A 25,972-nucleotide genomic window follows, 5' to 3' on the forward strand; every position below is an offset into this window, starting at 1 on the left:
CCGCGCCGATCGCCGTCCGCAGCGCTGACGCGTTCAGCGGCGCGTCGACCGCATCGGAAGAATTAAGCGGCGATTCAATGCCTGCGGCCGATGCTGGTTCGGCCTATCGGGGGTCCGTCATGAAACTGCGTCTGCTTATTCCCATCCTGGCCGCCGCGTTCGCGCTGGCCGGCTGCGTCACCTACGACGGCTACGGTTACGGCGCCGGGTACTACCGCACGCAGCCGAACGTCGTTTACCGCCGCTACGGCAGCTATCCCTACGGCTATTACGATGGCTACTACGGCGACGGCTACTACGATTCGCGCCGCTATTACGGCTACCCGTATTACGCCTATCCCTATTACAGCTATCCGCGCCACCACCACTATTACTACCGGCCGCCTTACGGGCACGGTCATGGCGGCGGGCACTACCGCCCGCCCAGCAGCCGGCCGCCTTCGGGCAAGCCGCCGTGGCGCGACCTGAACAAGATCCGCCCGGCCGAAGGCGCCCAACCGATGATGCCGCCGCGCCGAAGCGTGGGTTCGTCGTCCGGAAGCGTGCAGCCGACGCCCGCCTATCGTCCTGCACCGGTTTCCCGCCCCTCGCCTGTTTCTCGCCCGTCTCCGGTGGTGGCCCCACGCGCGCCGGTCGCGCCCAGGGCGTCGGTCCCGGCCGGTTCGGAGCGGCGTGAAGAAGCTCGCCGCGCCCGTGCGGAAATGAAGTCGGGAACGCGCTGACCGCGGGCCGCCGGTGGGCGACGGCTCGGGCGATGGCAAAAACGCGACCATCGTCCCGAACTGCGAACTTCAAACCGCTTGCGCTGGCCGGTCGGCGGTCGCACTCTAGCCACTAATGACCGAACGCGTCGTTTTACGACGTTGAGTGTAGTGGTCGACCTCTGTCGACGCCCGGTGGGGAATCACGGATCCCCCCTGTTCCGCCTCCGCCGGGCGTCGGCGCCATAAAAAAACGGGGCCGGACGTCCCCCGACATCCGGCCCCTCGCGTCCCCAGTGTGCGCATGGCCGTCCCTGTTCCTGCCCGGCCAACGCCCCCGCGTCTTGCCACGCTGGGTGCAAGTAGGGATAAAGCAGGAAGCGTGCCAACCCGCCCGGCACGGGGTCGGCGATAATGCCGGCCCATTAAGCCCCTCTCCTCTCGGGAGAGGGGTTGGGGTGAGGGTTCGGCGAAGCGACGCCGTTCCGCTGACGCGATACTCCGAACCCTCATCCGGCCCTTCGGGCCACCTTCTCCCGCAGGAAGAAGGCAACCGTCGCCTACCGCCAGATCGTCATGACCGCTTCCTTCCATCGCTACGACGTCATCGTGATCGGCGGCGGCCACGCCGGCACCGAGGCCGCGCTCGCGTCCGCGCGCGCCGGCGCCCGCACCTTGCTGCTGACCCACAACATCGAAACGGTCGGCGCGATGAGTTGCAATCCGGCGATCGGCGGCATCGGCAAAGGCCATCTGGTGAAAGAGATCGACGCGCTCGGCGGCGCCATGGCGCATGCCGCCGATTTGGCCGGCATCCAGTGGCGCACCTTGAACGCATCGAAGGGGCCGGCGGTGCGCGCGACGCGCTGCCAAGCCGATCGTTCGCTGTACCGCAGCGCGATCCGGCGCATCGTCGAATCGCAGCCGAACCTGACGGTGTTCCAGGCGGCGGTCGACGACCTGATCGTCGAAAACGAAACGGTGCGTGGCGCGGTCACGCAAACCGGTTTGCGTTTCGAAGCGCCGGCGGTGGTGCTGACCGCGGGCACCTTCCTCGCCGGCAAGATCCACGTCGGCCAGACCCAGTATGCCGCCGGCCGCGCCGGCGATCCGCCCGCGACGACGCTGGCGCATCGTTTGCGCGAAGGCCCGTTCGCGGTCGACCGGCTCAAGACCGGCACGCCGCCGCGCATCGACGGCCGCACGCTCGATTACACGGTCATGGAAGAACAGCCGGGTGACACGCCGCTGCCGGTGTTCTCGTATCTGGGCGACGCGTCCGAACATCCGCGCCAAGTGTCGTGCTGGATCACCCACACTTCCGAACGCACGCACGAGATCATCCGCGGCGCGCTCGATCGCTCGCCGTTGTTCACCGGCGCCATCGAAGGCATCGGCCCGCGCTACTGCCCGTCGATCGAAGACAAGGTCGTGCGTTTCGCCGAAAAGGCGAGCCACCAGATCTTCGTCGAGCCCGAGGGCCTGGACGTCGCCGAGATCTATCCCAACGGCATCTCCACCTCGCTGCCGTTCGATGTGCAGCTGGCGCTGGTGCGCAGCATCCGCGGCTTCGAAAACGCGCACATCACCCGGCCGGGTTACGCGATCGAATACGATTTCTTCGATCCGCGCGGCCTGAAGACCTCGCTGGAAACCAAGGCGGTGGCCGGCCTGTTCTTCGCCGGCCAGATCAACGGCACCACCGGCTACGAAGAGGCCGCCGCGCAGGGGCTGATCGCCGGCATGAACGCAGCGCGCTTCGTGCAACAGAAGGATGCGTGGTCGCCGCGCCGCGACCAGGCCTATGTCGGCGTGCTGATCGACGACCTGATCACACACGGCACGCTCGAGCCGTATCGCATGTTCACCTCGCGCGCCGAATACCGGCTGCAGCTGCGCGAGGACAACGCCGATTTGCGCCTGACCGAAACCGGCAGGGACCTGGATTTGGTCGACGACGCGCGTTGGAACGCTTTCGCCGCCAAGCGTGAGGCCATCGCGCGCGAAACCGAGCGCCTGCGCGGTGTGTGGGCGACGCCCGCCAATGCATTGGGGCGCGAGCTCGAACAAGCGACCGGCGTCGCCGTCAGCCGCGAAACCAACGCGCTCGACCTGCTCAAGCGGCCGGAACTGGATTACGTCAAGCTGCTGTCGGTGCCGTCGCTGGGGCCTGCGGTCGCAGACGCCAAGGTGGCCGAGCAGGTCGAGATCGGCGTGAAGTACGCCGGCTATCTCGAGCGCCAGCGCGGAGAGATCGAACGCCAGCAGCGCAACGAAGACACCGCGATCCCCGATGGCTTCGACTACGCCGCGGTGCGCGGCCTGTCCGCCGAAGTACAGCAGAAACTGGAACGCGTGCGCCCGCAGACCGTCGGCCAGGCCCAGCGCATCCCGGGCATGACCCCAGCGGCGATCTCGCTGCTGCTGGTGCACATCGCGCGCCAGCGGCGCGCGCAGGTCGCATGAGTTCGGCCGACGGTTCCGGCGACATCCATCCGATAGCGGCGGACAAAAGACAGGCGGTTCTCGATGCCTTGGATGGCATCGAGCGGGAGCATCGGGTGCGGGTCCTATTCGCCTGCGAGTCCGGCAGCCGCGGCTGGGGGTTTTCCTCGCCCGACAGCGATTACGACGCGCGCTTCATCTATTCGCACGAGCCGGATTGGTACGTGACGGTCCTGGAACGGACTCGGCCGGGACAGCCTCAGCGCGACGTGATCGAACTGCCGATCGACGACGACCTGGATGTCAGCGGCTGGGATCTGCGCAAGGCGCTCCGGCTGTTGGCGAAATCGAATCCCACGCTGTCCGAATGGGTGCGTTCGCCGATCGTCTATCGGCAGGACAGTGCTGTCGCTAGCGAGTTAAGAGGCTTGTCCGAACGCTTCTATTCGCCGATCGGCGCCTGGCGCCATTACTTCAGCATGGCGAAAGGCAACTATCGCGGTTATTTGCAGGGCGAGAGCGTTCGTACGAAGAAGTATCTGTATGTGCTGCGCCCGTTGCTGGCTTGCCTGTGGATCCAGCGATCCGATGATCCGCCGCCGATGGCGTTCGAGCTGCTGTTGGAACGCTTGTTGCCAAATGGCATGTTGCGGGAGCGGATCGACGCATTGCTGGCGGTGAAGCGCCGCAGCGCCGAAATCGCGCAGGGCCCGCGAATAGCGGAGATCAACGAGTACGTGGAACGGACGCTCGCCGAATTCGAGATGGGTCCACCCCGGCTGCGCGCGGCGGAGGGACATCCCGACGAGCTGGACGATTTTCTCCGTCGCACAATAAGGCAAGGGCTTTTGTAGGAGCGGCTTCAGCCGCGAGCTCTTTCCTTCCGATCGCCGTGCGCGTCGAAAGCTCGCGGCTGAAGCCGCTCCCACAAAGAACGAAGAGCGCGATTACAGCTCGCGGACGGCTTCGCGATCCGACGCGGGCTTGCGCCGCCATGGGAGCGGAACGCTGAACAGCATCAACGCGATCCACGCCAGCCGGCTCGACCACGATTCGCGGTCCGGCGGCGCCAGCGTCCGCGCTTCTGCCGGATCCTCTTCGTCTTCCAGCACGTACTCGCCCGCTTCGGCCGCACGCAGGACATCGCGCGCCTGCTGCGCCTGCGCCCGCGGCACGCGCAACTTCACCCCGCCCACCGCCAGCCGCCATTCCCAATTCGCCATCATCAGGTGCTCGTCGCCCAGATGCGCATCGATGCCTTGCGAAGCCAGCAGGCCCCGGGCGATATGCGCTTCGATCGGATCGTGATAGTGGGCGACGGTCGTAAACATCGGCTCGGTGCCTCCGCGGCCAGGTCAGGGTACGCTTGGCGCATGAAAGCCGCCACAGCCCTGGTCTTGCTGCCCCTCGCGTTGCTCGGCGCCTGTCAGCGCCAGGCCGAACCATCGGCGCCGACCGGCGCATCCGGCGAAGTACGCGTGTGGCCCCTGCTCGCCGAGCAAGGCGCAGCGCAACCCGATCTCGCCGTCGCTGCAGACGGCCGTTTGCTGCTGAGCTGGATCAGCGTGCGCAAGGGGCGCGACAACGCGCTGCAATTCGCCGCCTACGGCACCGACGGCCGCTGGCAAAGCACCCCGAAGACGATCGCCGTCGGCGAGGCGCTGCTCTCCAACTGGGCCGACACGCCGCACATCGCCGCCACGCCCGACGGCGCGCTGTGGGTGCACTGGCTGCAGAGGACCGGCGCCGGACCCGCCGAATACGATTTGGCGCTGAGCCGTTCGGGCAACCGCGGCTTCAACTGGAGCGCGCCGGTGGTCGTCAACCGCGACCAGGGCGGCGAACACGGCTTCGCATCGTTGTGGCCCGCATCGCCGACGACGCTGGGCGTGGCGTGGCTGAATCCCGCACAAGCGGGCGAGGGCGGCGCGCACGAAAACCACGGCGGCATGTCGCTGCGCACCGCGAGCTTCGACGCATCGCTGCAGCGCATCGCCGAAAGCCCGCTCGACGAAGCCACCTGCGAATGCTGCCAGACCGATGTCGCCATGGCCGCGAGCGGCCCGGTCATCGTCTATCGCGACCGCGACGTCGATGAAATACGCGACATCGCCGCGGTCCGCTACGACGGCAAGGCTTGGAGCGCGCCTGTGCGCGTGCACGCCGATGGCTGGAAGATGCCGGCCTGCCCGGTGAATGGGCCCGCAGTGGCGGCGAAAAACGACGACGTCATCGTCGCCTGGTACACCGCTGCCGGTGGTGTACCCGTATTGCAACTCGCGCGCAGCCGCGACGGCGGCGCCAGTTTCGCGGCGCCGCTGAAGGTCGACCGTGGCGCGGCAGTGCTCGGCCGCGTCGATGTCGCCTACGACGGCAAAGAGGCATGGGTGTTGTGGTTGCGTGAGGAAGCTGGCGCGCAATCCTTATGGCTGGCACGTTATCCGGCCGACTTGAGCAAAGAAACCCGCAAGTCGAAAGTTGCAGACCTACAGGCGCGCGGATCGGCAAGCGGATTTGCCAAACTCGCATTGCGCGCCGATGGCGCTTATGCCGTATGGACCGACGCGGTGGACGGCCAGCCACGTCTGCGCGGGGCACAGATCCTGCGCTGAACGCAGGGTCCGCCGCGGGCCTGCCGGTAAGCCGCGAAAAACGAAAACAAAGCCGACGGTGCATGGCCTCGCCGAATCTTGCTGACCGGGCATCCCCGGTCGGACTAGCGCCAGCGCCCAAAAACGCCCGTTTTAACGTGGCGACGGCTCGATTTGTGTCCGCATGTCCACTCTCGAGGTCTTTTTTCGTCGTTAAGCCCGCACCGAATCCTGTTCCGGTTCAAGAAGCCGGTCCGACCACCAGCGGGAGAGACATCGATGATCATCGACGAAAAGAAAAGCGACGGCATGGCCGCAAAAGCCGTCAACGAGACACGACCGCGAGAGTACCGCTCGCGACCCGATACGCTTTCCATTACCGGCCCGATACTGAAGTTCGAACTGGCCAATGCCGCGGAAAAACCAGCGACGGCGGAGACATGCTATCGCAAGAAGCAGGCCTGCTACGCCAAGTTTCGTGCGGCTGCCGCTTCGGTGCCGCTGGAACAGACGGCCGATGGGCACCTGCATCTGGTGACTGCGATCGACTGCGATTCCCATGAAATCGTCGGTAGCGTGAGCCTGTACCGGCGTGGCGACGGCGCGATGCTGCCGCTGGAACGAGCGCTCGGCGGGATGGTGCGCTTGCAACCCGAGATCGACAGTTGGCGTGGACGGCATGTCGTCGAGTTCAGCGGTCTTTGGGCCGACGAGATATGGCGCAAGACCGGTTTGAGCGAACAGTTGATGCTGGTCGCCTTCGCCGCTGCGCATCGCCTGCGTGCGGACAAAATCGTCGGTTTCTCGCATCAGCACGTGCTTGAGTTTTACGGCACGGTCGGGCTCGTACCGGATTTCGGCCTGGGCCAGTACGACTATCCGAATGCGGACTACGTATCGACCGTAGTCTGGGGCGATCCGGTTGCCTTTTTGACTTTGCCCGTCGAGCGCAGGCCGATGGTGAAGCGCTTCGCAGACTGCATCTCTTTCGGCCAGCCGATCCTGTGGCGGAATTTCAACGAACGGCTTGCTCTGAAACCATGACTACCGCCTCCCCTGCATCGTCGGATTCCGCGCATCGTGTCGCTCGCCATGAGTGCGCTGCCGAGATCGTGGTCGGTCGCGACGCCGAGTGCCTCTCGAGACAATCGGGTTACGAGGCCGTCGATACGCTGCGGCTGCAGATAGCCGATCTGCTGCAGTCCCGGTTCGTGTCCGAAAAGCTGGATGCGCCGCGGCTGCGGTCGGCCGTCGACGCGTTCCTGGCCGAACGCGGCCCCGATTACGGCGTTTGGGCGCACTACCCATGGGCGCGGCGGCTTGTGCGGGTCTTGCCCGAGGCCGACTTCATCGAGCTCCGGACCAATCGCAACCAGCACAAGATCACCGCCGCCGAGCAGCGCAGGCTGGCGAGCAAGAAGATCGGCGTAGTCGGCCTTTCTGTAGGACAGTCGGTCGCCTTGACGCTCGCGCTCGAACGCAGCTGCGGTGAACTGCGGCTTGCAGATCACGACACGATCGATCTTTCCAATCTCAATCGCTTGCGCTGCGGTATACACAACATCGGCCTGCCCAAGACCGTGGCCGCGGCGCGCGAGATCGCCGAGCTCGACCCCTATCTGAAAGTGGATTGTTTCGACAGCGGCTACACGCAGGACAATAGCGAGGCTTTTCTCGATGGATTGGATGCCGTCATCGACGAGTGCGACAGCTTGGACGTCAAGCTGCGATTACGCGAGGCAGCACGCGCACGCGGTATTCCTGTGCTGATGAACACTTCCGACCGCGGCATGACGGATATCGAACGCTTCGACACAGAACCAGATCGTCTTTTTTTCCATGGGCGGATGAAAAACCAGGATCCTGAGACGCTCGCGGATCTGAGCACCGAAGAAAAGGTACCGATCGTGCTCGATATCATCGGTTTGTCATCCTCTTCGGTGCGGCTGCGCGCGTCGATGATGGAGATCGAGCAGAGCATCAAAACCTGGCCACAGCTGGCGTCCGACGTCACCCTTGGCGGTGCCATCGTCTGCGACGCGGCACGGCGGCTGTTGCTGGGAGAACCCGTCGAATCGGGCCGTTACTATATGGATCTTGCCCAAGTGGGGAGCCGTCGGCCGTCGGTGCAGCCCAATGCGTTCGAGTCCGAGACGCATTCGAATTCCATCGCGGATCAATTCGAGGGCCCATTGGACAGCATCATCGCCGATGCCATTCTCGCTCCGTCGGCAGGCAACGTGCAGCCATGGCAATGGCAGAAAACGGAAAGCGGGCTTGTGCTGAAATACCGCCGCACTGACCAAGCCGGCGTGCTGTACCACGACGACAAAGCGGCTATGGTCGGCCTGGGCGCAACGCTGGAATCGGCGATCATTTCGTCGAGCCATCATGGCTTCCAGGTCGAGGTCGAGATCGACACGCAAGGCGCCGCGATCGCGTCCTTGTCGCTGGTCGATGGAGGACGGCATTGCAGCGAGCCCTTACACGCCCAACTGGTGCGGCGACGGAGCGTACGTACCCGCCCACGAACCATCTCATCTCTTCCGGACACTTTGCTGGACCGGTTGTGCATGCAGGCGGCCAGGTTTCCGGGTCTCAAGCTTGCCTTCTTGAGCGAACGGCGGGCGATAGAATCCGTGGCCGAACTCGTGGGAGAGGCCGAGCGCTTGCGCATTCTCGATCCGGATTCGCACGCGGACATGGTGCGCGAAATCGCCTGGTCAGAGCACGAGCATCGACGCGCAGGCGAAGGAATTCCTCTGTCGTCGCTGTCGTTGTCAGCGGCCGAAGAGGCTACGCTGCAGATCCTGCGCGACCCGGATATCGTGGCGATGCTGTGCGAGTGGGATCTGGGCGGAGGTCTGGCCAAGCTGGCTCATGAGCAAGTGTCTTCCAGTTCCGCCATCGGCCTGTTGTGGTCGGCCACCAGTACACATGGCGATTATCTGTCTGGCGGGCGAGCGCTGCAGCGTGTGTGGCTGGAAGCTACGCGTGCGGATGTTGGTCTTTGTCCCGTGACGCCCCTCTGCTATCTGCTCGGCGCATGGCGTGCGGGCAGGCCGGTCACGGAGCTGCAGGCCGCAGCGCTGCCGGAAATCGACAAGCGCTTCCGGGCGATCTTCGGCGTGCCGGAATCGCGCGCCGACATCGCATTGTTCCGCCTGCTCCCCGCCGCAGACGAATTGAATTCTCCACGCTCCACGCTGAGAAGGCGCAGCTAGCGTTCAATCGCCGAATATGGCCGCGCCGAGCTTGCCGGCCAGCGCGCGGATTTCGAGCAACCGGACGTCCGTAGTCTCCAGCGCCGCCCTTTGCGAGCGGTCGATGGTCGACAGCCGCGAGGCTGCGGCGATTTGCGAATCGACATGCAAATGCCACATGGTGCGCAGCCCGCGGATCAGCAGCGCACGCTCGGCTGGATCCAGCTCGACCCGCATCCGCAGGCCGCCCTTGTTCGCATCCCTTGCCATACTCGTCTCCATATGGGTAACGCCTTGCAGCACCGGCTCCGCCTGCGTCCAGGGGTTGGCGGCGCTACAGTCAAGACGGGGAACGAACGGGCCGATGGCCAGCGGTCACTGCACATTTTTCACAACTGCGAACGCGATCACATTGTGCGGGGCGTAAAGCAAGCCTATGCGGTCGTTCGCGCTGAGCGAAAGGCAGCCGGCAAGTCCAGGAAAGGGGGCGAGGGCGGCGTGCGCGGCGGGCATGTTCCTGCGCACCGGAATGAAAGCCAGCTCGACGAAACCACCGGCGAATGCCGCAGGCTGCGAAGGCGCGGCAATGCGACCGGATTTTCTAAGTTGGCCTTGCGCGTCGATGGGGCGTATGTCTTGTGGGCCGACATCGCCGAAGGAAGCCAAGGTTAAGAGGCGTGCAAGTTCTGCGTGAGTGCCGATACGTCTGCTTTTCGCGGCCGCGATCAATGGCGCACGTCTTGCTGAACAGGGTTCTTCCATCATCCATGCCCGGTGGGCCAGTTTCGATAGCGCAGCCTTTCGAACGCAGCTAACCTAAATGGGGTTTTAGGACGAGCATCCGCCCGGGATTAGGCGACACCCTCGCGTCGTTCGATTCGCGCGCGCATTCATTCAAGTTACGGCTTCCCATGTTTCACCTTCGCTTGATCGATCGGGGTCAATCCTGACGCTACACGCGACCTATCGCGCCGCCGAAGCGCTGGGAGGGTGCGATGAAGCGGTCTCTAGCCGTCGTCTTGGGTGCCGTGCCGCTGCTTCTTTTACTTGCGGCCGGAGGCGTTGGCTGGAACCGGTACTTCCGAACGCCGTCGGTCGACAGGCTGCCGATCCCGGAGCAGTTGGTTTCGATCCAATCGCCGTCAGGCCGGAAGCTGGTCGCACAGAGCGGGTATGCGGCCGATTACGACAGCCTTGCCGCCAACTTCGTCGCGCAAATGCGCGGTTCCTTCTGCGGCGTAGCCAGTTCGGTGGTCGTCATCAATGCGATGCGCGACGAGGACGACCATATCGACCAATCCACGTTCTTCACCGAGGCTGTCGAGGAGATCGCGTCTTCCTGGCGGGTCAGCGTGTCGGGAATGTCGCTGAATCAACTCGGCCGCGCCTTGCGCGCGCACGGCGCGGATGCGACGGTCGTCTACGCCTCCGATACGGACCTCGAAGCGTTCCGCCGGATCGCGCGAAAAAATTTGAGAGCGACCGGAGACTTCCTGCTCGTGAACTACCAGCGCGCCGAACTGGGCCAAACCGAAGGCGGCCACATCTCACCGATCGCCGCTTACGATCACGAAACCGACCGCTTCCTGATCCTCGACGTGGCGGCGCACAAATACCCGTCGGTTTGGGTGCCCGCGACCTTATTGTGGGACGCGATGAACGCGCCGCTCAATCCTTCGTCGCAACGCACGCGCGGCTTCCTCATCGTCCGGGAAGGGCCTTATGCACGGGCCGGGCGCGCCACGCGCAGCGCATCGCTCCGGTCCGTTGCGGAGGCCGCCCCTGGCCGAAAGCCGAACTGAGGCGGGCCATGCTTGCGGCCTGCAGGTCATGCTGCGCTTTTTCACGGCAACCGGACGAGCCGGGTTTCCAAGCCCAGGAACGCGCCATAACGCCGCACCGCATCTGCCGCCGCACGAACTTCGCTGCTACGCAAGGGCCTCAGCGGCTCGAGACCGATCTCCGCCACGGTCTTGATCTTGCGCTTCCAAGTCGCAGCCACGCGTCCTCCGCTGATCAGGCTGGCGTTGAATAGCCCGTTGAGTCCGATCACGCGCGGGCCGAAGGCGGGATCCAGCGGAATGCTGCGGTCGCGGTAGGCGACCAAGTATTCGTCGAACGGCGGAAGTAGATGGACCCGTTGGACGGCCGCGGCGCGGAGGTCGGCGGCCGCGGATGACCAGTACACGACGCCGTCGATGGATTCGCCGACGAGTTGCCGTTCGGCGCCATCGACTGCAGCCTGCGCGTCTTTCAGGGTCAGGCCCGACCACCAAGCCAGATCGTGCGCGGTCGCCGGACCGCGGCTGGCGAAATAACGGGCGGCCAAGGCGGAGAGCGCTTCGTCGCGCGGTAATGCTTTCGATTCGGGCAGCCACGCATCGGCCAGTACGTAGGTCGGCTGCTTGCCGACCCGCGGCCCGCCGCAGATCACGGCGTCTTGCGAAAGCTGGCCGAGGATGTTGATGCCGCGCGAGGCGCCGGTTTCGATGCCGGCGGCCGCGAACGCGTCGTACAACGCGGTCCGCGAAACCGGTTCGCCGCTGCGCAGCGCCTTCTCGGCGATCTTGCGGCAGCGCTTCATCGCCGCGGCGTCCAGGCCGTACATGCGTTCGATGCGGCCTGCGTTCAACGCGGACATGCGGGCGCCGGTCAGGGCCAGCATCCAGCGTACGTCGTCGGCGGCGAGCAGGTGCAGGGTGCCGCGCATCGGCCAGGTGCGGACCAGTTTTCGTTCCGCGATGGCGCGCTCGACATCGGCTTCGGTCGCTTCGCGGGTGCGCAGCCCGACGGCCCACAGCGAAGCGTAGTAATCCTGGGCCTGCATCGCCAGCATGCGCGACACCGTCTGCTGCGGCGTACCGGCGAACGGTTCGGCGATGCCCTGGTTGGCCAGTCGCACGGCCGCGATGCCCGCGTAGTGCGCAGGCAATTTGCGAGCGGGCGCCTCGCGTGCGGCGGCGCGAGTCATTTTTCCTTGCGCCAGTTGATCGACGCGCGGTTCTCGACCGTGCTCGATTCGACCTGCACGTCGAAGCCTTTGCGCAGCAGGTACTTCAAAGTCAGCACCTGGCCGGAACCGACCAGCGACACGCCGTAGCCCACGTACAGCCGCGGCGACAGGTATTTGCCGACGCCGACGACCGAACCGCCCAGCGCGCGCGATTGGCTGACGCCGGCGTCGTCGAAGCCGAGCTTGGCGCCCAGTTGCGAGGCCAGCACGCCGCTGCCCGCGGCCAGCGCGGCCGAGGCGGCGTCGACCTGCTGCGCTTCGCCGCCGGTCGCGCCTTCCAGGCTGCGGCCCAGCACGAGGTAGGCCATCGCTTCGGAGCGCTGCATCGCCGGATCCGACCAGACTTGGGCGCGCGGCGCCTGGGCGCGGCCGGTGACGTCGATGCCGGCGGTCACATCGCCCACATGCCGTTCGGCGCGGATGTTGATGATCGGATCGGAGACGATGCTGTTGCTCCAGCTCAACTCGCCGCGGGTGATGTCCAGCTGCTGGCCGTAAGCCTTGTACTTGCCGTCGACGTCGAGCCGGCCGTTGGCGACCATCTCGCGGCCGGGCCGCGCGCGCACCTGCATCCGACCGCCGATCTTGCCGGTCAGGCCGAAGCCTTTCATGTTCACGTCGTCGCCGAGCACGACCGCCAGATCCATGTCCAGCGGCGAGCTCGGCGCTTCTTCCGGATCTTCGGGATCGAGCACCACCACGTCCGCGGACGCGGACACGCCCATTTCCAGGCGTTCCAGGTCGATGTCGGCCGAAGGCACCGTCACTTCGCCGCGCAGTTGCATCGTCTTGTCGACGATGCCGAACTGCAGGTTCGGATTGGCGACCGCGCGCAGCTGCGAAGTATCGGCGACCAGCACGTTCTCGCCGCGGATGTTGAGCTGCAGCGGCGTGGCCTGGCCATACCAGGACAAGCCGCCTTCGACGGTCAGCGCGCCTTCGCCGGTCTTCACCGATCCGGAAATGCGCGCAGAGCCGTCGGGCAACGCGTCCAGGCGCATCCGGCCTTCGCTCAAATTCAAGCCTAGCGCCGGCAGTTCGCCCTTGAAGTTGGTCAGATCCGCTTCGCCGCCGAGCGCCGGCTTGGCGCGCGTGCCGCTCAGGCTGACGTGGCCCTCGATCAGGCCTTCGGGCCGCACCAGGTCCGGCGAGAACAGTTCCAGCCAGAACAAGCGCGACATGTTGAGATAGATGTCGCCGGTGAGCGGCGCGTAATCGTCCCAACCGGTGGCGACGCGCGCGTCGATGAAGCCGTCGCCCCTGAAGCCGGTGCCGAGCCGCGCCTGGATCCGCAGCGGATCGAAATCGGCGTCGAAGGTGAAGTTGTCGTAACGCACGATTTCGCGCCGGGTCTTGTCGCCGATGCGCAGGCCGCCTTCGAGCGAAGCGACGTGGATCTTGCCTTCCCATGCGTTGCCGCGCGGTTTGATGTGGCCGTCGAGGCTCACTTCTCCGCGCAACAGCAACGGGCGGCCTTCGTTCGGCGGCAGCCAGGGCTGCAGCAGCGTCAGCGGCAACGCCGCGGCCTTCACCGTGACGCCTTGCTGCGGCCAGACCGCGTTCGCGCACAACTCGCCGCCGCCTTCCGCGCCCAGGCAGGCATCGGCGAGGCTGAAGGACGGCGGATTGACGATGAACGGCGCGGGCTGGCGCAACCGCCACGCGGCGCCTTTCGACGGCGTCAGCTGCAGCGTGGCGAGCGTGCCTTGCCAGCGCGCGCCGGTTTTGCGCGCGTTGCCGGACAAGGCCACCGCACCCATCGCGTTGCGCGCGTCGCCGTCCACCTGCAGGTTTTCGATCGCGCCGCGCGCGTCGACGCGCAGCGACTCCAGGACCATGCCCGCGGCGACGTTCGTGCCGCGCACTGCGAGTTCGCCGCCGCTGCCGCGCCAGAGCAGGCGGCCTTTGATCGACAGGCTTTCGGCCGCGTAGCCGCTCCATTTCACGCCGCTGCCGACCAGGTCCGCGGTGATGTCCGGCGTATCGCGGTTGCCTTTGAGCAGCACCTTGCCGCGCAGCGTGCCGGCGGCATCCGGCAGCAGGTCGTCCAACTGCAGCGGCTGCAGATTCGCGGCGATGTCGATCTTGTCGCCGACTTTGCCCTTGGCGTCGATCCTGCTGTTGCCAAGCTTCAAAGCCAAATCGCCTTCGCCTTGCTCGCCGCGCAACGCGAATTTGCCGCGGCCCTGCAGCGGACGGCCGCGCAGTTTTCCGCTGAGCGCGGGCACATCGAGCGTCGCATCGAAACCGCCCGGTTGACCGTCTGCCGTCGTCGGTCGCTGTTTGCCTTTGCTCGCCAATTGGCCGGACACGTTGCCGTCCCAGCCCGGCGCGAAATAACCGGGATCGAATCCCGCGAGTTTGGCCCGCAGATCCCAATCCAACACAGGCGTCCAGCCGACCTTGCCGGTAGCGTCCAATGTGCCGGTCGGCATTTTGGCGCGCAGCGTCTTGATGGTGGCGCGCTCGGTGTCGCCGCGCACGTCCAGATCCACAGTGGCTTTCTGCTCGCCGCGGGCGATGCGGGCGTTGCCGACCGCGGCCCAGTCTTTGATCCGTCCCGCGATGCCCAGGTCGGCGTCGACGCCGATCGGCACCGGCGCCGCGGCGCCCTTGGGCTGCGCCGGATCGGGCGCAGCCCCGAACTTGAAACCGCGCGCATTCACCGCGAAACGGAACTTGCCTTCTTCCGGCACAGTGAAGTCGGCCCTGCCGTGCAGCGTCGCGCGCCCATCGTAGGCGTCGACGACCAGCGGCGCGACGGTCAGCACCTGATCGTCCAACTTCACCTTCGACGGCTGCAGGGTGACGGCCATATCGCCTTGCGCGACGGTGCCGCGCAACTGCGCCGAGCCGCCTTTGCCATCGGCGGTCAAATCGAACGACAGCGGTTGCGGTTCGGCGGCCGCGGCGCCTTCTTCCGGCGGCAACAACAATGCCAGGTCGAGCGCTTCGGTCTTCGCAGAAAAATGCCAGACCGGGTCTTCCTTGCCGGTGAAGGTCAGCATCGCACGCAGCGGCGCCGGCGCGTTGCCGGAGACGAGCACGTCCATCTTGGAAAGATCGCCCTGCGCGTTGAGCGACAGCTTCGCCGGCGTGCGGCCGCGCGGCGCGGGGAAGGTCGCCGTGCCGATCATGTTGGTGCGGTAGTCGCGCTGCGGCATGTAGTCGCCACTGAGCGAGAAATCGCCGCGGTCGCTGTCGATGGCCAGTTTCTCGACGTGCACCAGTCCGGTGGCCACGTCGACGCCGCCGCGCAGCTTGCGGATGTCGATGACATGCTCGCCCGATTGGCTGATGTCGAAACCGTCGATCGCCAGCGCATCGGCCTGGATCGCCAGCGGCATCTCGATGTTCGGCAGCGACTCGGGCCAGCTCGGCAGCTTGAAAGGCTCGTCGCTCTTGGGCACATCGAGCGTCGCGTTGGTCAGCTGCATCGCGTCCAGGCGCAGACGGCGGCCGAGCAGCGGGCGGATGTCCGGATCCAGATACGCGCGTTCGGCGGTGAAATGGATCTTATCCCAGCGCAAATCCAAACCATGCAGGATCAGCGGGCCGGCCAGCGGGCCTTCCACTTTCTCCCATTTCAGCGACGCGCCCGGCGGCAGCCGGGCGATGATCTGCGCCAACAGCACATCGCGTCCGGCGACCGTCTGCAGCAGCCAGTACAACAGCAGTACCGCGCCGATGGCCAGCAGCGCGACCGAACCGCCCGACCACGCCCAGAATTTCTTGCGCCGATAAAAGCGTTTGCGCGGAACGGAAGCGGGCATCGGCGCGCTCACAAGTCCGCTCCGATGTTGAGATAGACCTGGAACGAAGAATCCGGATCGTTCAAGCCGCGTGCGATGTCGATCCGCACCGGTCCCACCGGCGAGCGCCAGCGCAGGCCGATGCCGACGCCGGTGTGCAGGTCGGGCGTGTCGTCGAACGCGCTGCCGGTGTCGACGAACACGGCGCCGCCCCACGGGCTGCCGTCGAGATAGCGTTCGTATTCCACCGTGCCGGTGAACATGTGCTTGGCGCCGAGCGCGAAATTGTCCGGCGGCGGGGTGCGCGGCCCGACTTCGCGGTAGGCGTAGCCGCGGATGCTGCGGTCGCCGCCGGCGAAGAAGCGCAGGCTCGGCGGCATGGCCACCAGGTCGTCGGTCATCGTGGTGCCGAATTCGCCGCGCAGCAGCAGGCGGCTGTTCGCGTCCAGGCCCAGGAACCAGCGCAGGCTGCCGTACAGCTGCCCGAAATTCGCATCCGAGCCGACGCTCTTCAGGCCGCCGCGCAGCGACGCGCTGGCGCTGAAGCCGCGGCGCGGGAACAGCTTGTCGTCCACATCGACGTAATCGGCGCGCAACTCCGGGTAGAACAGCGTCGAGTACTGGTAGATCTTCTTGCCTTCCGCATCGGTGTCGCCGTAGTTCCAGCGTTCGCGCAGCGCGTTGATCGAAGCGATCGCGGTGAGCTTGTCGTTGATCTCGCCGCTGCGCGCGGCGCTGAGCTTGACGTTGCGCAGGTCGATGTAGTCGGTCTGCTCGTCGTAGGCGCTGAAGGTGCCGGTGTACCAGCCGTCCAGCCACTTGAACGCCGGGATGCGGTACTGCGTGGTCAGGCTCTTGCGGTTCTGCGCGTAGTCGAGCTGGTTGTTGAGCTTGTGGCCGCGCGCGTTCACGTAGCGGCGCTCGAGGCCGGTGCGGATACCGGCGCCGCTCTCGCTGCCGTAGCTCAGGCCGACCGTGTAGACCGTGCGCTTGGCGCGCTTGAGGGTGACGTCGACCGGCACCTTGCCGTCCACCGCTTGGTCCGGATGCGGTTCCATGTCGATCGAGCTGAAGTAGTCCAGCTTGGTCAGCGATTCGCGCAGCCGGTCCAGCTTGCCCTGGTGCCAGTAGCTGCCTTCCTCCCAATACACCAGCGGCTCGAACAGGCCGGGCTTGAAGTAGTCGTCGTGGAAGGTGACGTGGCCGATGTCGTAGCGCATGCCGCTGTCCCAGGTGAGGTCGATGTCCGCGGCATGCTCCGCGCGCGTGACCGACACCTGGCGTTGGGTGAAGTCGGCATCGAAATAGCCGCGGTCGGACAGGCGCCGGGTGATCGCGATCTTGCTGGTTTCGTAAACGGTGTGGTCGAAGACTTCTTCGGGCTTCGGCTTGAACGCGGCCAAGTCTTCCTTCAGGTAACGGTCGCCGCCGCCTTCGCCGCTGATCGCGATGTTCGAACGCCGCACGCGCACCGGTTCGCCCTTGGCCACGGTGATGTTGACAGTGAGCCGGTCGCCGTTGCGCGGCGCGTCCACGGTGACCGTGGGCGTGTAGTAGCCGAACGGTTCCAGCGCCTGCTTAGTCTGCTTCTCGGCCTGTTCGAGCAGGTATTCCAGCCGCGATTCGCCCTGCGGCTTGCCGATCGCCTCGTACAGCGACAGCTTGACCTGGATGTTTTCGATCAGCGCCGCTTCGGTCTTCTTGTCCAGGCCGAGGATCTGGACCTTGTCGATGGTGCCCCGGGCCTGCGCCGCCTGGACTGCGAAAAGCAACGACGCGGCGGCGAGAAGGCGGGGGATCGATCTCATGCCCGCAGGATACCGGGATTGGATGTCCGGCTAAAGGCGCGGGTTCGCATTCTTGCGGTAGCGGCCTTATAGGAGCGGCTTCAGCCGCGAGCTCTTGATCCTTCAGCCGTCATCCCGAGCGAAGCGAGGGATCTGCTGGATCGAAGCGACTCGTAAGCAGATCCCTCGCTTCGCTCGGGATGACAGCGACCTATTGGATCAGGTCGAAAGGTGTTCGATCGCAGCAACGCTGCCGAGTCGATCTGCAAGCCGCTTGAGCAGCGCGAGGCGGTTGTCGCGCACGGCGGCATCGTCGACGTTGACCATCACGCTGTCGAAGAACGCGTCCACCTGCGGGCGCAGGCGCGCCAGGCGGCCGAGCACGGCGACATAGTCGCGCCGCTTCAGCGCGTCGTCGGTATCGGCGATAGCCTGTTCGACGGCTTCGTGCAGGTCGCGTTCGGCGGATTCCGCGAACAGTCTGGGATCGACGACGGTTGGAATTTCACCTTCGACTTTCCTCAGGATATTGCGAATGCGTTTGTTGGCGGCGGCCAGAGCTTCGGCTTCGGGGAGCTTAGAAAACTCCACGACTGCTTTCGTGCGCCGATCGAAGTCCAGAAGCGACAGTGGCTTCAATACTGTGACAGCTTCGAACTGCTGTGTGCTCACGCCCTGATCGATGCAGTAGGCGCGCATACGATCAATGACAAAATCATATATGGCGCGCATGGTCTCCATCTGGGTATCTATCTCGGTTTCATACGCTGAGTGATACCAGGACTCGGGCATTTCCACGCCTAACCCGGCTGAAATCGCCTTATTTGCAAGGACTTCAATTTCCAGGAGTTTGCTGGATTTCGCTTGGGCATCTACTTGTTCCAGTGCATAGAAGATGTAGGTAGGAAGACTAATGTCTTGATCTAGCGAAATTAGGATTTTCGCCAATCCCAAGCCATTGCGACGCAATGCAAATGGGTCTTTGTTTCCAGTAGGCTTCAATCCAGCAAAAAAACCACCTGCAAGCGTGTCGATTCGCTCGGAAATTGCAATGACTCGCCCCAATTTCGATGGGGCGATCAAATCCGCTGCAAACCGCGGCATATAAGCCTCATCGATCGCATTGGCCACTTCCAGCGGTTCGTGCTCGACGGCGGCGTAATAACGTCCGGCGATGCCCTGCAACTCCGGAAATTCGTTCACCAGGCGCGACTGCAGGTCGGCCTTCGACAATTCTGCCGCTCGGCGCGCGAGTTTTGGATCGACGCCGACTTCGCCGGCAATCGCTTCGGCCAGCGCCGCCACGCGCGCGACCTTGTCCGCGACGGTGCCGAGCTTGGCCTGGTAGGTGACGGTCTTCAGGCCTTCGTTCATCGACGCCAGGCCCTGCTTCATGTCTTCGACGAAAAAGAATTTGGCGTCGGCGAAGCGCGGGCGGATCACGCGCTCGTAGCCTTTGCGGATTTCGGCTTCGTCCTTGGATTCGATGTTGGCGATGCCGATGAAGTTCTCGGTGAGCTTGCCGTCCGCGCCGAGCACCGGGAAGAACTTCTGGTTGGCTTCCATCGTGGCTATCAGCGCTTCCTGCGGCACGGCCAGGAATTCTTCCTCGAACGAGCACAGGATCGCTTTGGGCCATTCGACCAGACAGTTCACCTGTTCGAGATTGTCGTCGTCGATGCGCGCGTTGCCGCCGGCTTTCGCGGCGGCGCGCTGCACCTCGCGCACGATGCGCTCGCGGCGCTCGTCGGGGTCGGCGAGCACCTTGGCACCACGCATCGCGTCCAGGTATTCGTCCGGATCGTTCACCCACACCGGCTTGTCGTGCAGGAAGCGGTGGCCGCGGCTCATGCGATCGGCCTTGACGCCGAGCACTTCGCCGTCGACCACGTCCTTGCCCAGCAGCAGCACCAGCCAATGCACGGGCCGTGCGAACGCGTAGTCGTGATCGCCCCAGCGCATCGGCTTGGGGATCGGCATCGCGGCGATGGCTTCGCGCACGATCTCCGGAAGCAACTCGCGCGTGCGCGCGCCGGGCTTGACCGCGCGGTGCACGAAACGCTCGCCCTTGGCGTCGGTGGTTTTCTCGAGCGCGGTCCAGTCCACGCCGGCCTTCTGGGCGAAACCCTGCAAGGCCTTGGTGGGTTCGCCGTTCGCATCGAGCGCGATGTTGAGATAGGGGCCGAGCACTTCCGAACGCTGTTCGGGCTGTTCGACGGCGACGCCCGGCAGGCGCACCGCGAGGCGGCGCGGCGTATACAGCGGCTTGGCTTCGCCGCGGTCGAAGGCGATGCCGCGTTTGTTCAAGCCGTCGATGGCGCCGTCGAACAAGGCCTGCGCCAGGCCGGGCAATGCCTTGACCGGCAGCTCTTCGGTGCCCAGTTCGATCAGCAGCGGTTTCATGTCGGTCATGGTGCGGCTCTTTTTGCTTTTTCTTCTCCCCCCGGGAGAAGGTGCCCGGAGGGCGGATAAGGGTGCGGTGTGTGGTTGCGGCAACGCACTCGCGCCGTACCCTCACCCCAACCCCTCTCCCGGTGGGAGAGGGGCTTTAAGCGGTTTCTTTCTTCAGTCCGGGAAAGCCGAGCTTCTCGCGCTGCGCGTAATACGCCTCGGCCACCGCCTGCGACAGCTTGCGCACGCGCAGGATGTAGCGCTGGCGTTCGGTGACGCTGATCGCGCGGCGTGCGTCGAGCAGGTTGAAGCTGTGCGAGGCCTTGCAGACCTGGTCGTAGGCCGGCAGCGGCAGGCCCAGTTCGACCAGTTTCAGCGCTTCTTTCTCGCAGGCGTCGAAACGGTGGAACAACTCGGGCACATCGGCATGTTCGAAGTTGTACGCGGACTGCTCGACTTCGTTCTGGTGATAGACGTCGCGGTAGTACACCGTGCCTTGCGGGCCTTGCGTCCACACGATGTCGAACACGTTGTCGACGTTCTGCAGGTACATGCACAGCCGCTCGAGGCCGTAGGTGATCTCGCCCAGCACCGGCCGGCATTCCAAGCCGCCGGCCTGCTGGAAATAAGTGAACTGGGTGACTTCCATGCCGTTCAACCACACTTCCCAGCCCAGGCCCCAGGCGCCGAGCGTCGGCGATTCCCAGTTGTCCTCGACGAAGCGCAGGTCGTGCACCAGCGGGTCGATGCCCAGCGCCACCAGCGAACCCAGGTATAGCTCCTGGATGTTGTCCGGGTTGGGCTTCATCGCCACCTGGTACTGGTAGTAGCGCTGCAGCCTGTTCGGGTTGTCGCCGTAGCGGCCGTCGGTGGGGCGGCGGCAGGGCTGCACATAGGCCGCGTTCCACGGTTCCGGTCCTAGCGCGCGCAGGAAGGTGGCCGGGTGGAAGGTGCCGGCGCCGACTTCCAGGTCCAGCGGCTGGATCAGCACGCAGCCCTGTTCCGCCCAGTAGGCGTTCAGGCGCTGGATCATCTGCTGGAAGGTAGGTCCTTGCATCGGAATCCTTGGTGCGGAGCGGGGGCGCGACCGGCAGGCAATGAGGGCCGGTTAGTATACGGGGAGGCCCGCTGCGGGCCGGCGTTCGACAGGGTTTGCGCATCGTGCAAGAAGCATTCGCCTCGCCTTTCCTGATCGTGGAAACCGGCCAGCCGGTGGCCTCGATGCGCCGCCACGGCGGCTTCCCGCACTGGATCCGCGTCGCTGCCGGGCTGCGCGCCGACGAAGCGGTGGTGGCCCGGGTCGAGAGCGGCGACGCATTGCCGCGGCACGAGGGTTTCGCCGGCGTCATCGTCACCGGTTCGGGCGCCATGGTCACCGAGCGCCGCGACTGGAGCGAACGCAGCGCGCAATGGCTGCGCGAGGCCGCGCATGCCGGCGTGCCGCTGTTCGGCATCTGCTACGGCCATCAGCTGCTGGCGCATGCGCTGGGCGGCGAGGTCGGCGACCATCCGCAGGGCCGCGAGATGGGCACGATCGGCCTCGAATTGCATCCGCAAGCCGGCGACGATCCGCTGTTCGCGGGTCTGCCTGCGCAGTTCCCGGCGCAGGCCACGCATCTGCAGACGGTTTTGCGCGCGCCCGACGGCGCGACGGTGCTGGCCCAGTCCGTGCACGACGCCTGCCACGCTTTCCGCTGGGGCGACAACGCCTGGGGCGTGCAGTTCCATCCCGAATTCAGCGCCGCGCACATGCGCGGCTACGTGCACGCGCGCCGCGAAGCGCTGGCCCAGGAAGGCCGCGATTGGCGCGCAATGTCGGCCTCGGTGACCGCGGCGCCGCAGGCGCGGCGTGTGCTGCGGCGGTTCGTGAAGCATGCGCGCGGCGGCGTGCGCGGGCGCTGAAACGATGGGTTAGGATGCCGCAACGGCCGGGGATGGCCATCGATCGAACCAAGGGGTGGGATATGCAGATGCGTGCGATGGGGCCCGGAGCCGGCTGGCGCTGGATGATGCAGGGCATCAACCTGGGCCGTAACAATCCCAAGGCCATTTTCGGCGGCGCGGCATTGCTGCTGCTGGTGGCGCTGGTGCCCACCTTCGTGCAGCTGGTCGCGCAGCTGGGGCTGAAGATGACCAGCATGACCGCGATGCTCGGCCTGGCCGGCTTCAGCCTGCTGTTTTCGCTGCTGGTGATGCCGCCGGTGCTCGGCGGCTACCTGCGCGTGATCGATGCCAGCGAGAACGGCCGCGCCACGCGGTCCACCGCCATTTTCGACACGTTCAAGGCCGGCCAGGGCGCGCCGCGCATGATCGCGCTGGCGGTCGTGATGGCGGTGATCGCGATCGCGGTGTTCGGTGCGATCTTCGCGATCTTCGGTCCCGGCATTTTTTCCTGGTACATGCAGGTGCTGAGCAGCCAGGCCGCAGGCGGCGCCACGCCGGCGACGTTGCCGGAATTGCCGGCCGGGTTCGGTACCGTCGTGGGCCTGTCGATCCTGTTCGGCCTGTTCTTCCAGGGCGCGTATGCGGTCGCCTTCGGCCAGGTCGCGCTGACCGAACGCGGCGTGGGCGGCGCGATGTCGGACGGCTTCGTCGGCGCGCTGAAGAACCTGCTGCCGCTGCTGGTGCTGCTGGTGATCTGGCTGGTGTTCGCGCTGATACTGGTGCTGGTGGTGGGCCTGCTGGTGGCGCTGCTGGGCGTGATCGGCGCGTTGGTCCATCCGGCCATGGCGGTCGTCCTGGCCGCGCCGGTCTATCTGGCTTTCATCCTGATCCTGTACGTGGTGATCTTCGGCGTGATGTACCACGTGTGGCGCGATGTCGCCGGCGGCGAGTCCGCCCGCAGCGATGGCGGAAACAACAACGTCGTCGCGGCCTGACATCGAGTAGGGTGGGCCTTGGACCACCCTACGCCACTCAGTACAGCGCGCTGTCTACCGCCGTCCGCAGCGTGCCGAGCAGGTGCAGGTAAAGCCAGGCGGCGGAGAACAGCGTCGCCGCGATCTGCAGTGCGATCCAGGCTTTCGCCCATGCCGGCAAGGCTGCGTTCGCGTCTTCGTCGACGAGCACGCGCGTGCCGGCGACGAAATCGTGCAGGGCGCGCTTCTGCGGCGTCCATGCCGCCAGCGCGTGGCCCAGATTGAGGGTGAGCCACGACAGCGCGCCCGCGACATGGCGCAGCGCGGCGCGACTCCAGCCCGGCGCTGCGCCGTCGCGGTCCGTGATCCGGATGCGCAACGCGCGTTTGCCCGGCGTCGCCTGCCACGGTGAGGCCTCGAAAGCGATCCAGTAGATCGCCGCGAACAACGCGAACCACAGTAGCGGCGGCGTCAGCAGGCTGCGGAGGCAAGCGAGCATGGCGTCGATCGCCAACCGCAATGCCGGCTCATCGGCCAATCGCTGCGCCAGCCGGAGCAGGTCGCCGCCCTGCATCAAAGCATCGGTCAGGCGTTGCGCGACCAGATTCACGACCGTTGCCGACGCAGCCTGCAGTGCCTGCAATCGCGTCGGGAAGCCGTTCGCGCTCAGCAGCAGCGTGGGCACGGCGACGATCGCCGCATCCAGCGACCACGCCGCGTATCGTCGCCAGAAGCCGGCCGGCCCGGCGATCTCAGCCATCGCCCGCATCGGCCGGATCGGCGCTTTCGCGCGTCCCGACCAGGCGTGCGGCGAGGATGCCGGCCTCGTACAGCAGCATCATCGGGATCGCCAGCATCAGCTGCGACACCACGTCGGGCGGGGTGATGATCGCGGCGATCACGAAGATGCCCACGATCGCGTAGCCGCGCCATTCGCGCAGCTGCGCCGGCGTCACCCAGCCCAGCAGCACTAGGATCACCAATGCCACCGGCAATTCGAAACTGGCGCCGAAGGCCAGGAAGATCACCAGCACGAAATCCAGGTAGGCGTTGATGTCGGTCATCATCGCCACGCCGCTGGGCGTCACCTTGTTGAGGAAGGTGAACACCGCCGGCAGCACCAGGAAATACGCGAACGCGCAGCCGGCGTAGAACAGCACCAGCGCCGAGGCCAATAAGGGCATGGCCAGCTTCTTCTCGCGCCGATACAGGCCCGGGGCGACGAAGGCCCACACCTGGTACAGCAGCCACGGCATCGCGCCGACCAGCGCCACGAAGAACGCCAGCTTCAGCGGCGCGAAGAACGGCGAGGCCACTTCGATCGCGATCAGCTGGCCGCCTTTGGGCAATTTCTCCAGCAGCGGCTGCGCCAGCCAGCCGTACAGCCGGTTCGCGAACGGCAGCAACGCGACGAACACCAGCAGCAGGCCGACCACCGCGCGCAGCAGGCGCGCGCGCAGTTCGATCAGGTGGTCGAGCAGGCGGCCCTGCACGTCGTCGTCAGCGGATTGCATCGTCGTCGCGGGCCGGAGCGGGAGGGGTGGCGTCGGCAGGCTCGTCGCCGTCGCCGGGCATGCGCTCGAAATCGCGCCGCAGCCGTTCGCTTTCGCTGCGCAGGTCCTGGTCGGCCTTGCGCATCAGCGATTGCGTCTCCTGCAGGTTGCGCTTGAGTTCTTCCGCCGCCAGGTCGCGTTCCAGTTCGTCCTTCACCGAATGCCATTGCGCGCGCGCGCGGCGCACCCACAAGCCGGCGAAGCGCGCGGCCTTGGGCAGGCGTTCGGGGCCGAGCACGATCAGCGCGACCACGGCGATGATCAGCAGCTCGCTGAAACCGATGTCGAACATGGCGGGGAGACCGGGCCGGGTTCAGCGCGGCCGCTCAGCGCGGCGCGTTGTCGTCGTTGCGCTGGGTTTCGGAGGCCTGTTCGTTGCGCTTGGAGTCGTCGCCCAGCTGGCCGGGCGTCTTGTCCTCGTCGCTCATGCCCTGCTTGAAGCCCTTGACGGCCTCGCCCACGTCCTTGCCGACGTTCTTCAGGCGCTTGGTGCCGAACACCAGCACCACGATCACGAGCACGATCACCCAGTGCCAGATGCTTAAACCACCCATCGGAAACTCGCCAAACGGTTACGGGCAGTCAGGATACCAGTAGTCATGTTACGGCCGCGGCCGGCGGATGTTAGGGCTTGGCCGGCGGCGGCGATTCGGGCAGGGCTTCGGTGCGCACTTCGCCCGCCTGCGCGGGCTCGAACGGCGTCGGTTGCGGGTCGCCGGCGGCCGGTACGGCGGTCGGAGCGGTATCGGTGGCCGGTGCGACGGCGGCCGGGGCGGACGTCGTCGCGGCCGAGGCGGTCTGCGTGCCCTGCGTGCCGCGGCGCGCGCGTGCGGTGGCGGTGGCCTCTTCCAGGCCGTCGCGGAAATCGACGATGGCGTTGGCCGCCGTCGGATTGTTGGCGCGGCCTTCGAAGATCATCCGCGGCGTGGTGCCGTTGCCGTACACGGCCTGGTTGGCGGCATCGTCCATCGACAGCACGGCGCCGTCCAGCGCCACGCCGGCGAACAGGCCGCGGGCGCGCGACCAGGACCAGATCTCGGCCTTCAGTTCGCCGTCGGTGGCGGTGGATGCGTTGCGGCCGAGCGGCCCGGCAGCGACGCCGGCATCGGCGCCCAGGGTGAACTTGCCGTTGACGATCGATTCCAGGCCGCGGTCGCTGCGGAACACCAGCACGATGTCGGCCGACTGCACGCCGGCCTGGAAGCCGATGCTGCCGCCGGTCAGGGTGATGAAAGTCGGGTTGGACCAGGTGCCGTCGGGATTCTTCACCGCCAGCACGCCGTGGCCGCGGCGGCCGCCGATCACCAGTCCGGCCTTGATGGTGTCCGGAATGACGGCGATCGCGCGCGCCTCGTCGAGCAGCTTGTCGGGAATGGCCGACTCCGGGATCGCCTGGATGTCGGTCAGCACGCGCAGCGCATTGCGGGCGCGTTCCTCTTCCGCGTTGCCGGCGAAGGCGAGGACGGGCGCCAGGCAGGCGACGATCAGGAGCAGCAGGCGGGACAGGCGAGTCATATCGAACTCCGGCGATCGGGGCGATCGTCTCAAGGACAACAAAATACAGGTGAAGTTCAGCCTAGTCGCGCCGGCATGAATCGCGAGTGAGCCCGACGCGGCCCGCTGCTCTTTGTAGGAGCGGCTTTAGCCGCGAGCTCTTTCCCGCAAATCGCGGCGGCGT

The 25,972-nt window shown here is 65.9% G+C and carries 22 protein-coding genes; 9 read left to right on the top strand and 13 right to left on the bottom strand.

From position 1 onward, the window contains the following. Positions 1–119: 119 nt before the first annotated feature. The 3 genes from M2650_RS15880 (at position 120) to M2650_RS15890 (ending at position 4,000) form a co-directional block, all read left to right on the top strand. On the top strand, positions 120–722 hold the full coding sequence (locus M2650_RS15880; RefSeq protein ID WP_249476138.1) for a hypothetical protein: 603 nt from the start codon (positions 120–122) through the stop codon (positions 720–722). Positions 723–1,277: 555 nt separating this feature from the next. Then, on the top strand, positions 1,278–3,167 hold the full coding sequence (gene mnmG, locus M2650_RS15885) for a tRNA uridine-5-carboxymethylaminomethyl(34) synthesis enzyme MnmG (protein WP_249476139.1): 1,890 nt from the start codon (positions 1,278–1,280) through the stop codon (positions 3,165–3,167). Then, a complete protein-coding gene (locus M2650_RS15890; protein WP_249476140.1) occupies positions 3,164–4,000 on the top strand; it encodes a nucleotidyltransferase domain-containing protein in 837 nt (278 codons plus the stop codon). The genes mnmG and M2650_RS15890 overlap by 4 nt, the downstream gene beginning before the upstream one ends. Before the next feature lie 93 nt (positions 4,001–4,093). On the opposite strand, the gene M2650_RS15895 is transcribed toward M2650_RS15890, so the two are convergent. Beyond that, positions 4,094–4,477, bottom strand: a complete 384-nt coding sequence (locus tag M2650_RS15895; protein WP_249476141.1) for a putative signal transducing protein — start codon at positions 4,475–4,477, stop codon at positions 4,094–4,096. Positions 4,478–4,519: 42 nt separating this feature from the next. Between M2650_RS15895 and M2650_RS15900 the strand changes: the two genes are divergently transcribed. From M2650_RS15900 to M2650_RS15910, 3 genes are all read left to right on the top strand, one after another. Then, positions 4,520–5,758, top strand: a complete 1,239-nt coding sequence (locus tag M2650_RS15900; protein WP_249476142.1) for a hypothetical protein — start codon at positions 4,520–4,522, stop codon at positions 5,756–5,758. Positions 5,759–6,016: 258 nt separating this feature from the next. Beyond that, entirely contained in the window at positions 6,017–6,781 is a 765-nt protein-coding gene (locus M2650_RS15905; protein ID WP_249476143.1) for a GNAT family N-acetyltransferase, read from the top strand. Beyond that, on the top strand, positions 6,778–8,961 hold the full coding sequence (locus tag M2650_RS15910; RefSeq protein ID WP_249476144.1) for an Rv1355c family protein: 2,184 nt from the start codon (positions 6,778–6,780) through the stop codon (positions 8,959–8,961). Before M2650_RS15905 ends, M2650_RS15910 begins: the two co-directional genes overlap by 4 nt. Positions 8,962–8,964: 3 nt before the next feature. On the opposite strand, the gene M2650_RS15915 is transcribed toward M2650_RS15910, so the two are convergent. Both M2650_RS15915 and M2650_RS15920 read right to left on the bottom strand, forming a co-directional pair. After that, positions 8,965–9,210: a hypothetical protein gene (locus tag M2650_RS15915; protein ID WP_249476145.1), complete on the bottom strand. Its 246-nt coding sequence runs from the start codon at positions 9,208–9,210 to the stop codon at positions 8,965–8,967. A 105-nt stretch (positions 9,211–9,315) separates the two neighbouring features. After that, the gene (locus M2650_RS15920) at positions 9,316–9,705 is read right to left on the bottom strand and encodes a hypothetical protein (RefSeq protein WP_249476146.1); all 390 of its coding nucleotides are present in this window, start codon (positions 9,703–9,705) and stop codon (positions 9,316–9,318) included. A gap of 230 nt (positions 9,706–9,935) precedes the next feature. Here M2650_RS15920 and M2650_RS15925 point away from each other — a divergent pair, with 230 nt between their 5' ends. Then, positions 9,936–10,742 (top strand): phytochelatin synthase family protein, encoded by an 807-nt coding sequence (locus tag M2650_RS15925; protein WP_249476147.1) that lies wholly within the window; start codon positions 9,936–9,938, stop codon positions 10,740–10,742. A 41-nt stretch (positions 10,743–10,783) separates the two neighbouring features. Here the strand turns inward: M2650_RS15925 and M2650_RS15930 are convergent, their stop codons facing one another. From M2650_RS15930 to glyQ, 5 genes are all read right to left on the bottom strand, one after another. Next, a complete protein-coding gene (locus M2650_RS15930) occupies positions 10,784–11,911 on the bottom strand; it encodes a winged helix DNA-binding domain-containing protein (RefSeq protein ID WP_249476148.1) in 1,128 nt (375 codons plus the stop codon). Beyond that, entirely contained in the window at positions 11,908–15,738 is a 3,831-nt protein-coding gene (locus tag M2650_RS15935; RefSeq protein ID WP_249476149.1) for a translocation/assembly module TamB domain-containing protein, read from the bottom strand. The genes M2650_RS15930 and M2650_RS15935 overlap by 4 nt, the downstream gene beginning before the upstream one ends. After that, positions 15,735–17,513 carry an autotransporter assembly complex protein TamA gene (locus tag M2650_RS15940; RefSeq protein WP_249476150.1) on the bottom strand — a complete coding sequence of 593 codons (1,779 nt, stop codon included), beginning with the start codon at positions 17,511–17,513 and terminating at the stop codon, positions 15,735–15,737. The genes M2650_RS15935 and M2650_RS15940 overlap by 4 nt, the downstream gene beginning before the upstream one ends. Before the next feature lie 198 nt (positions 17,514–17,711). Next, on the bottom strand, positions 17,712–19,904 hold the full coding sequence (gene glyS / locus M2650_RS15945; protein ID WP_249476151.1) for a glycine--tRNA ligase subunit beta: 2,193 nt from the start codon (positions 19,902–19,904) through the stop codon (positions 17,712–17,714). A gap of 136 nt (positions 19,905–20,040) precedes the next feature. Beyond that, entirely contained in the window at positions 20,041–20,940 is a 900-nt protein-coding gene (gene glyQ, locus M2650_RS15950) for a glycine--tRNA ligase subunit alpha (protein ID WP_249476152.1), read from the bottom strand. A 104-nt stretch (positions 20,941–21,044) separates the two neighbouring features. Between glyQ and M2650_RS15955 the strand changes: the two genes are divergently transcribed. Continuing rightward, a complete protein-coding gene (locus M2650_RS15955) occupies positions 21,045–21,785 on the top strand; it encodes a glutamine amidotransferase (RefSeq protein ID WP_345779873.1) in 741 nt (246 codons plus the stop codon). Positions 21,786–21,853: 68 nt separating this feature from the next. Continuing rightward, positions 21,854–22,762 carry a hypothetical protein gene (locus M2650_RS15960; protein WP_249476153.1) on the top strand — a complete coding sequence of 303 codons (909 nt, stop codon included), beginning with the start codon at positions 21,854–21,856 and terminating at the stop codon, positions 22,760–22,762. Positions 22,763–22,799: 37 nt separating this feature from the next. Here M2650_RS15960 and M2650_RS15965 read toward each other — a convergent pair whose 3' ends face one another. From M2650_RS15965 to M2650_RS15985, 5 genes are all read right to left on the bottom strand, one after another. Continuing rightward, complete coding sequence (locus M2650_RS15965; RefSeq protein WP_249476154.1) at positions 22,800–23,501, bottom strand: RDD family protein; 702 nt, start codon at positions 23,499–23,501, stop codon at positions 22,800–22,802. Next, positions 23,494–24,255: a twin-arginine translocase subunit TatC gene (tatC, locus tag M2650_RS15970; protein WP_249476155.1), complete on the bottom strand. Its 762-nt coding sequence runs from the start codon at positions 24,253–24,255 to the stop codon at positions 23,494–23,496. Before tatC ends, M2650_RS15965 begins: the two co-directional genes overlap by 8 nt. Then, the gene (tatB, locus tag M2650_RS15975; protein ID WP_425602559.1) at positions 24,242–24,586 is read right to left on the bottom strand and encodes a Sec-independent protein translocase protein TatB; all 345 of its coding nucleotides are present in this window, start codon (positions 24,584–24,586) and stop codon (positions 24,242–24,244) included. Before tatB ends, tatC begins: the two co-directional genes overlap by 14 nt. A 34-nt stretch (positions 24,587–24,620) precedes the next feature. Continuing rightward, a complete protein-coding gene (tatA, locus tag M2650_RS15980; protein ID WP_249476156.1) occupies positions 24,621–24,848 on the bottom strand; it encodes a Sec-independent protein translocase subunit TatA in 228 nt (75 codons plus the stop codon). 70 nt (positions 24,849–24,918) lie between these two features. Continuing rightward, positions 24,919–25,809, bottom strand: a complete 891-nt coding sequence (locus M2650_RS15985; protein WP_249476157.1) for a lipid-binding SYLF domain-containing protein — start codon at positions 25,807–25,809, stop codon at positions 24,919–24,921. Between the last annotated feature and the right edge of the window lie 163 nt (positions 25,810–25,972).

Source organism: Luteimonas galliterrae (assembly GCF_023374055.1).
In the GTDB taxonomy this organism is placed as follows: domain Bacteria; phylum Pseudomonadota; class Gammaproteobacteria; order Xanthomonadales; family Xanthomonadaceae; genus Luteimonas_C; species Luteimonas_C galliterrae.

What these genes read in the sequence shown, in the direction of transcription:
- M2650_RS15880 (WP_249476138.1), top strand. Translation starts at nt 120, where the DNA reads ATGAAACTGCGTCTGCTTATTCCCATCCTGGCCGCCGCGTTCGCGCTG.
- mnmG (WP_249476139.1), top strand. Translation starts at nt 1,278, where the DNA reads ATGACCGCTTCCTTCCATCGCTACGACGTCATCGTGATCGGCGGCGGC.
- M2650_RS15890 (WP_249476140.1), top strand. Translation starts at nt 3,164, where the DNA reads ATGAGTTCGGCCGACGGTTCCGGCGACATCCATCCGATAGCGGCGGAC.
- M2650_RS15895 (WP_249476141.1), bottom strand. Translation starts at nt 4,477, where the DNA reads ATGTTTACGACCGTCGCCCACTATCACGATCCGATCGAAGCGCATATC.
- M2650_RS15900 (WP_249476142.1), top strand. Translation starts at nt 4,520, where the DNA reads ATGAAAGCCGCCACAGCCCTGGTCTTGCTGCCCCTCGCGTTGCTCGGC.
- M2650_RS15905 (WP_249476143.1), top strand. Translation starts at nt 6,017, where the DNA reads ATGATCATCGACGAAAAGAAAAGCGACGGCATGGCCGCAAAAGCCGTC.
- M2650_RS15910 (WP_249476144.1), top strand. Translation starts at nt 6,778, where the DNA reads ATGACTACCGCCTCCCCTGCATCGTCGGATTCCGCGCATCGTGTCGCT.
- M2650_RS15915 (WP_249476145.1), bottom strand. Translation starts at nt 9,210, where the DNA reads ATGGCAAGGGATGCGAACAAGGGCGGCCTGCGGATGCGGGTCGAGCTG.
- M2650_RS15920 (WP_249476146.1), bottom strand. Translation starts at nt 9,705, where the DNA reads ATGATGGAAGAACCCTGTTCAGCAAGACGTGCGCCATTGATCGCGGCC.
- M2650_RS15925 (WP_249476147.1), top strand. Translation starts at nt 9,936, where the DNA reads ATGAAGCGGTCTCTAGCCGTCGTCTTGGGTGCCGTGCCGCTGCTTCTT.
- M2650_RS15930 (WP_249476148.1), bottom strand. Translation starts at nt 11,911, where the DNA reads ATGACTCGCGCCGCCGCACGCGAGGCGCCCGCTCGCAAATTGCCTGCG.
- M2650_RS15940 (WP_249476150.1), bottom strand. Translation starts at nt 17,513, where the DNA reads ATGAGATCGATCCCCCGCCTTCTCGCCGCCGCGTCGTTGCTTTTCGCA.
- glyS (WP_249476151.1), bottom strand. Translation starts at nt 19,904, where the DNA reads ATGACCGACATGAAACCGCTGCTGATCGAACTGGGCACCGAAGAGCTG.
- glyQ (WP_249476152.1), bottom strand. Translation starts at nt 20,940, where the DNA reads ATGCAAGGACCTACCTTCCAGCAGATGATCCAGCGCCTGAACGCCTAC.
- M2650_RS15960 (WP_249476153.1), top strand. Translation starts at nt 21,854, where the DNA reads ATGCGTGCGATGGGGCCCGGAGCCGGCTGGCGCTGGATGATGCAGGGC.
- M2650_RS15965 (WP_249476154.1), bottom strand. Translation starts at nt 23,501, where the DNA reads ATGGCTGAGATCGCCGGGCCGGCCGGCTTCTGGCGACGATACGCGGCG.
- tatC (WP_249476155.1), bottom strand. Translation starts at nt 24,255, where the DNA reads ATGCAATCCGCTGACGACGACGTGCAGGGCCGCCTGCTCGACCACCTG.
- tatB (WP_425602559.1), bottom strand. Translation starts at nt 24,586, where the DNA reads ATGTTCGACATCGGTTTCAGCGAGCTGCTGATCATCGCCGTGGTCGCG.
- tatA (WP_249476156.1), bottom strand. Translation starts at nt 24,848, where the DNA reads ATGGGTGGTTTAAGCATCTGGCACTGGGTGATCGTGCTCGTGATCGTG.
- M2650_RS15985 (WP_249476157.1), bottom strand. Translation starts at nt 25,809, where the DNA reads ATGACTCGCCTGTCCCGCCTGCTGCTCCTGATCGTCGCCTGCCTGGCG.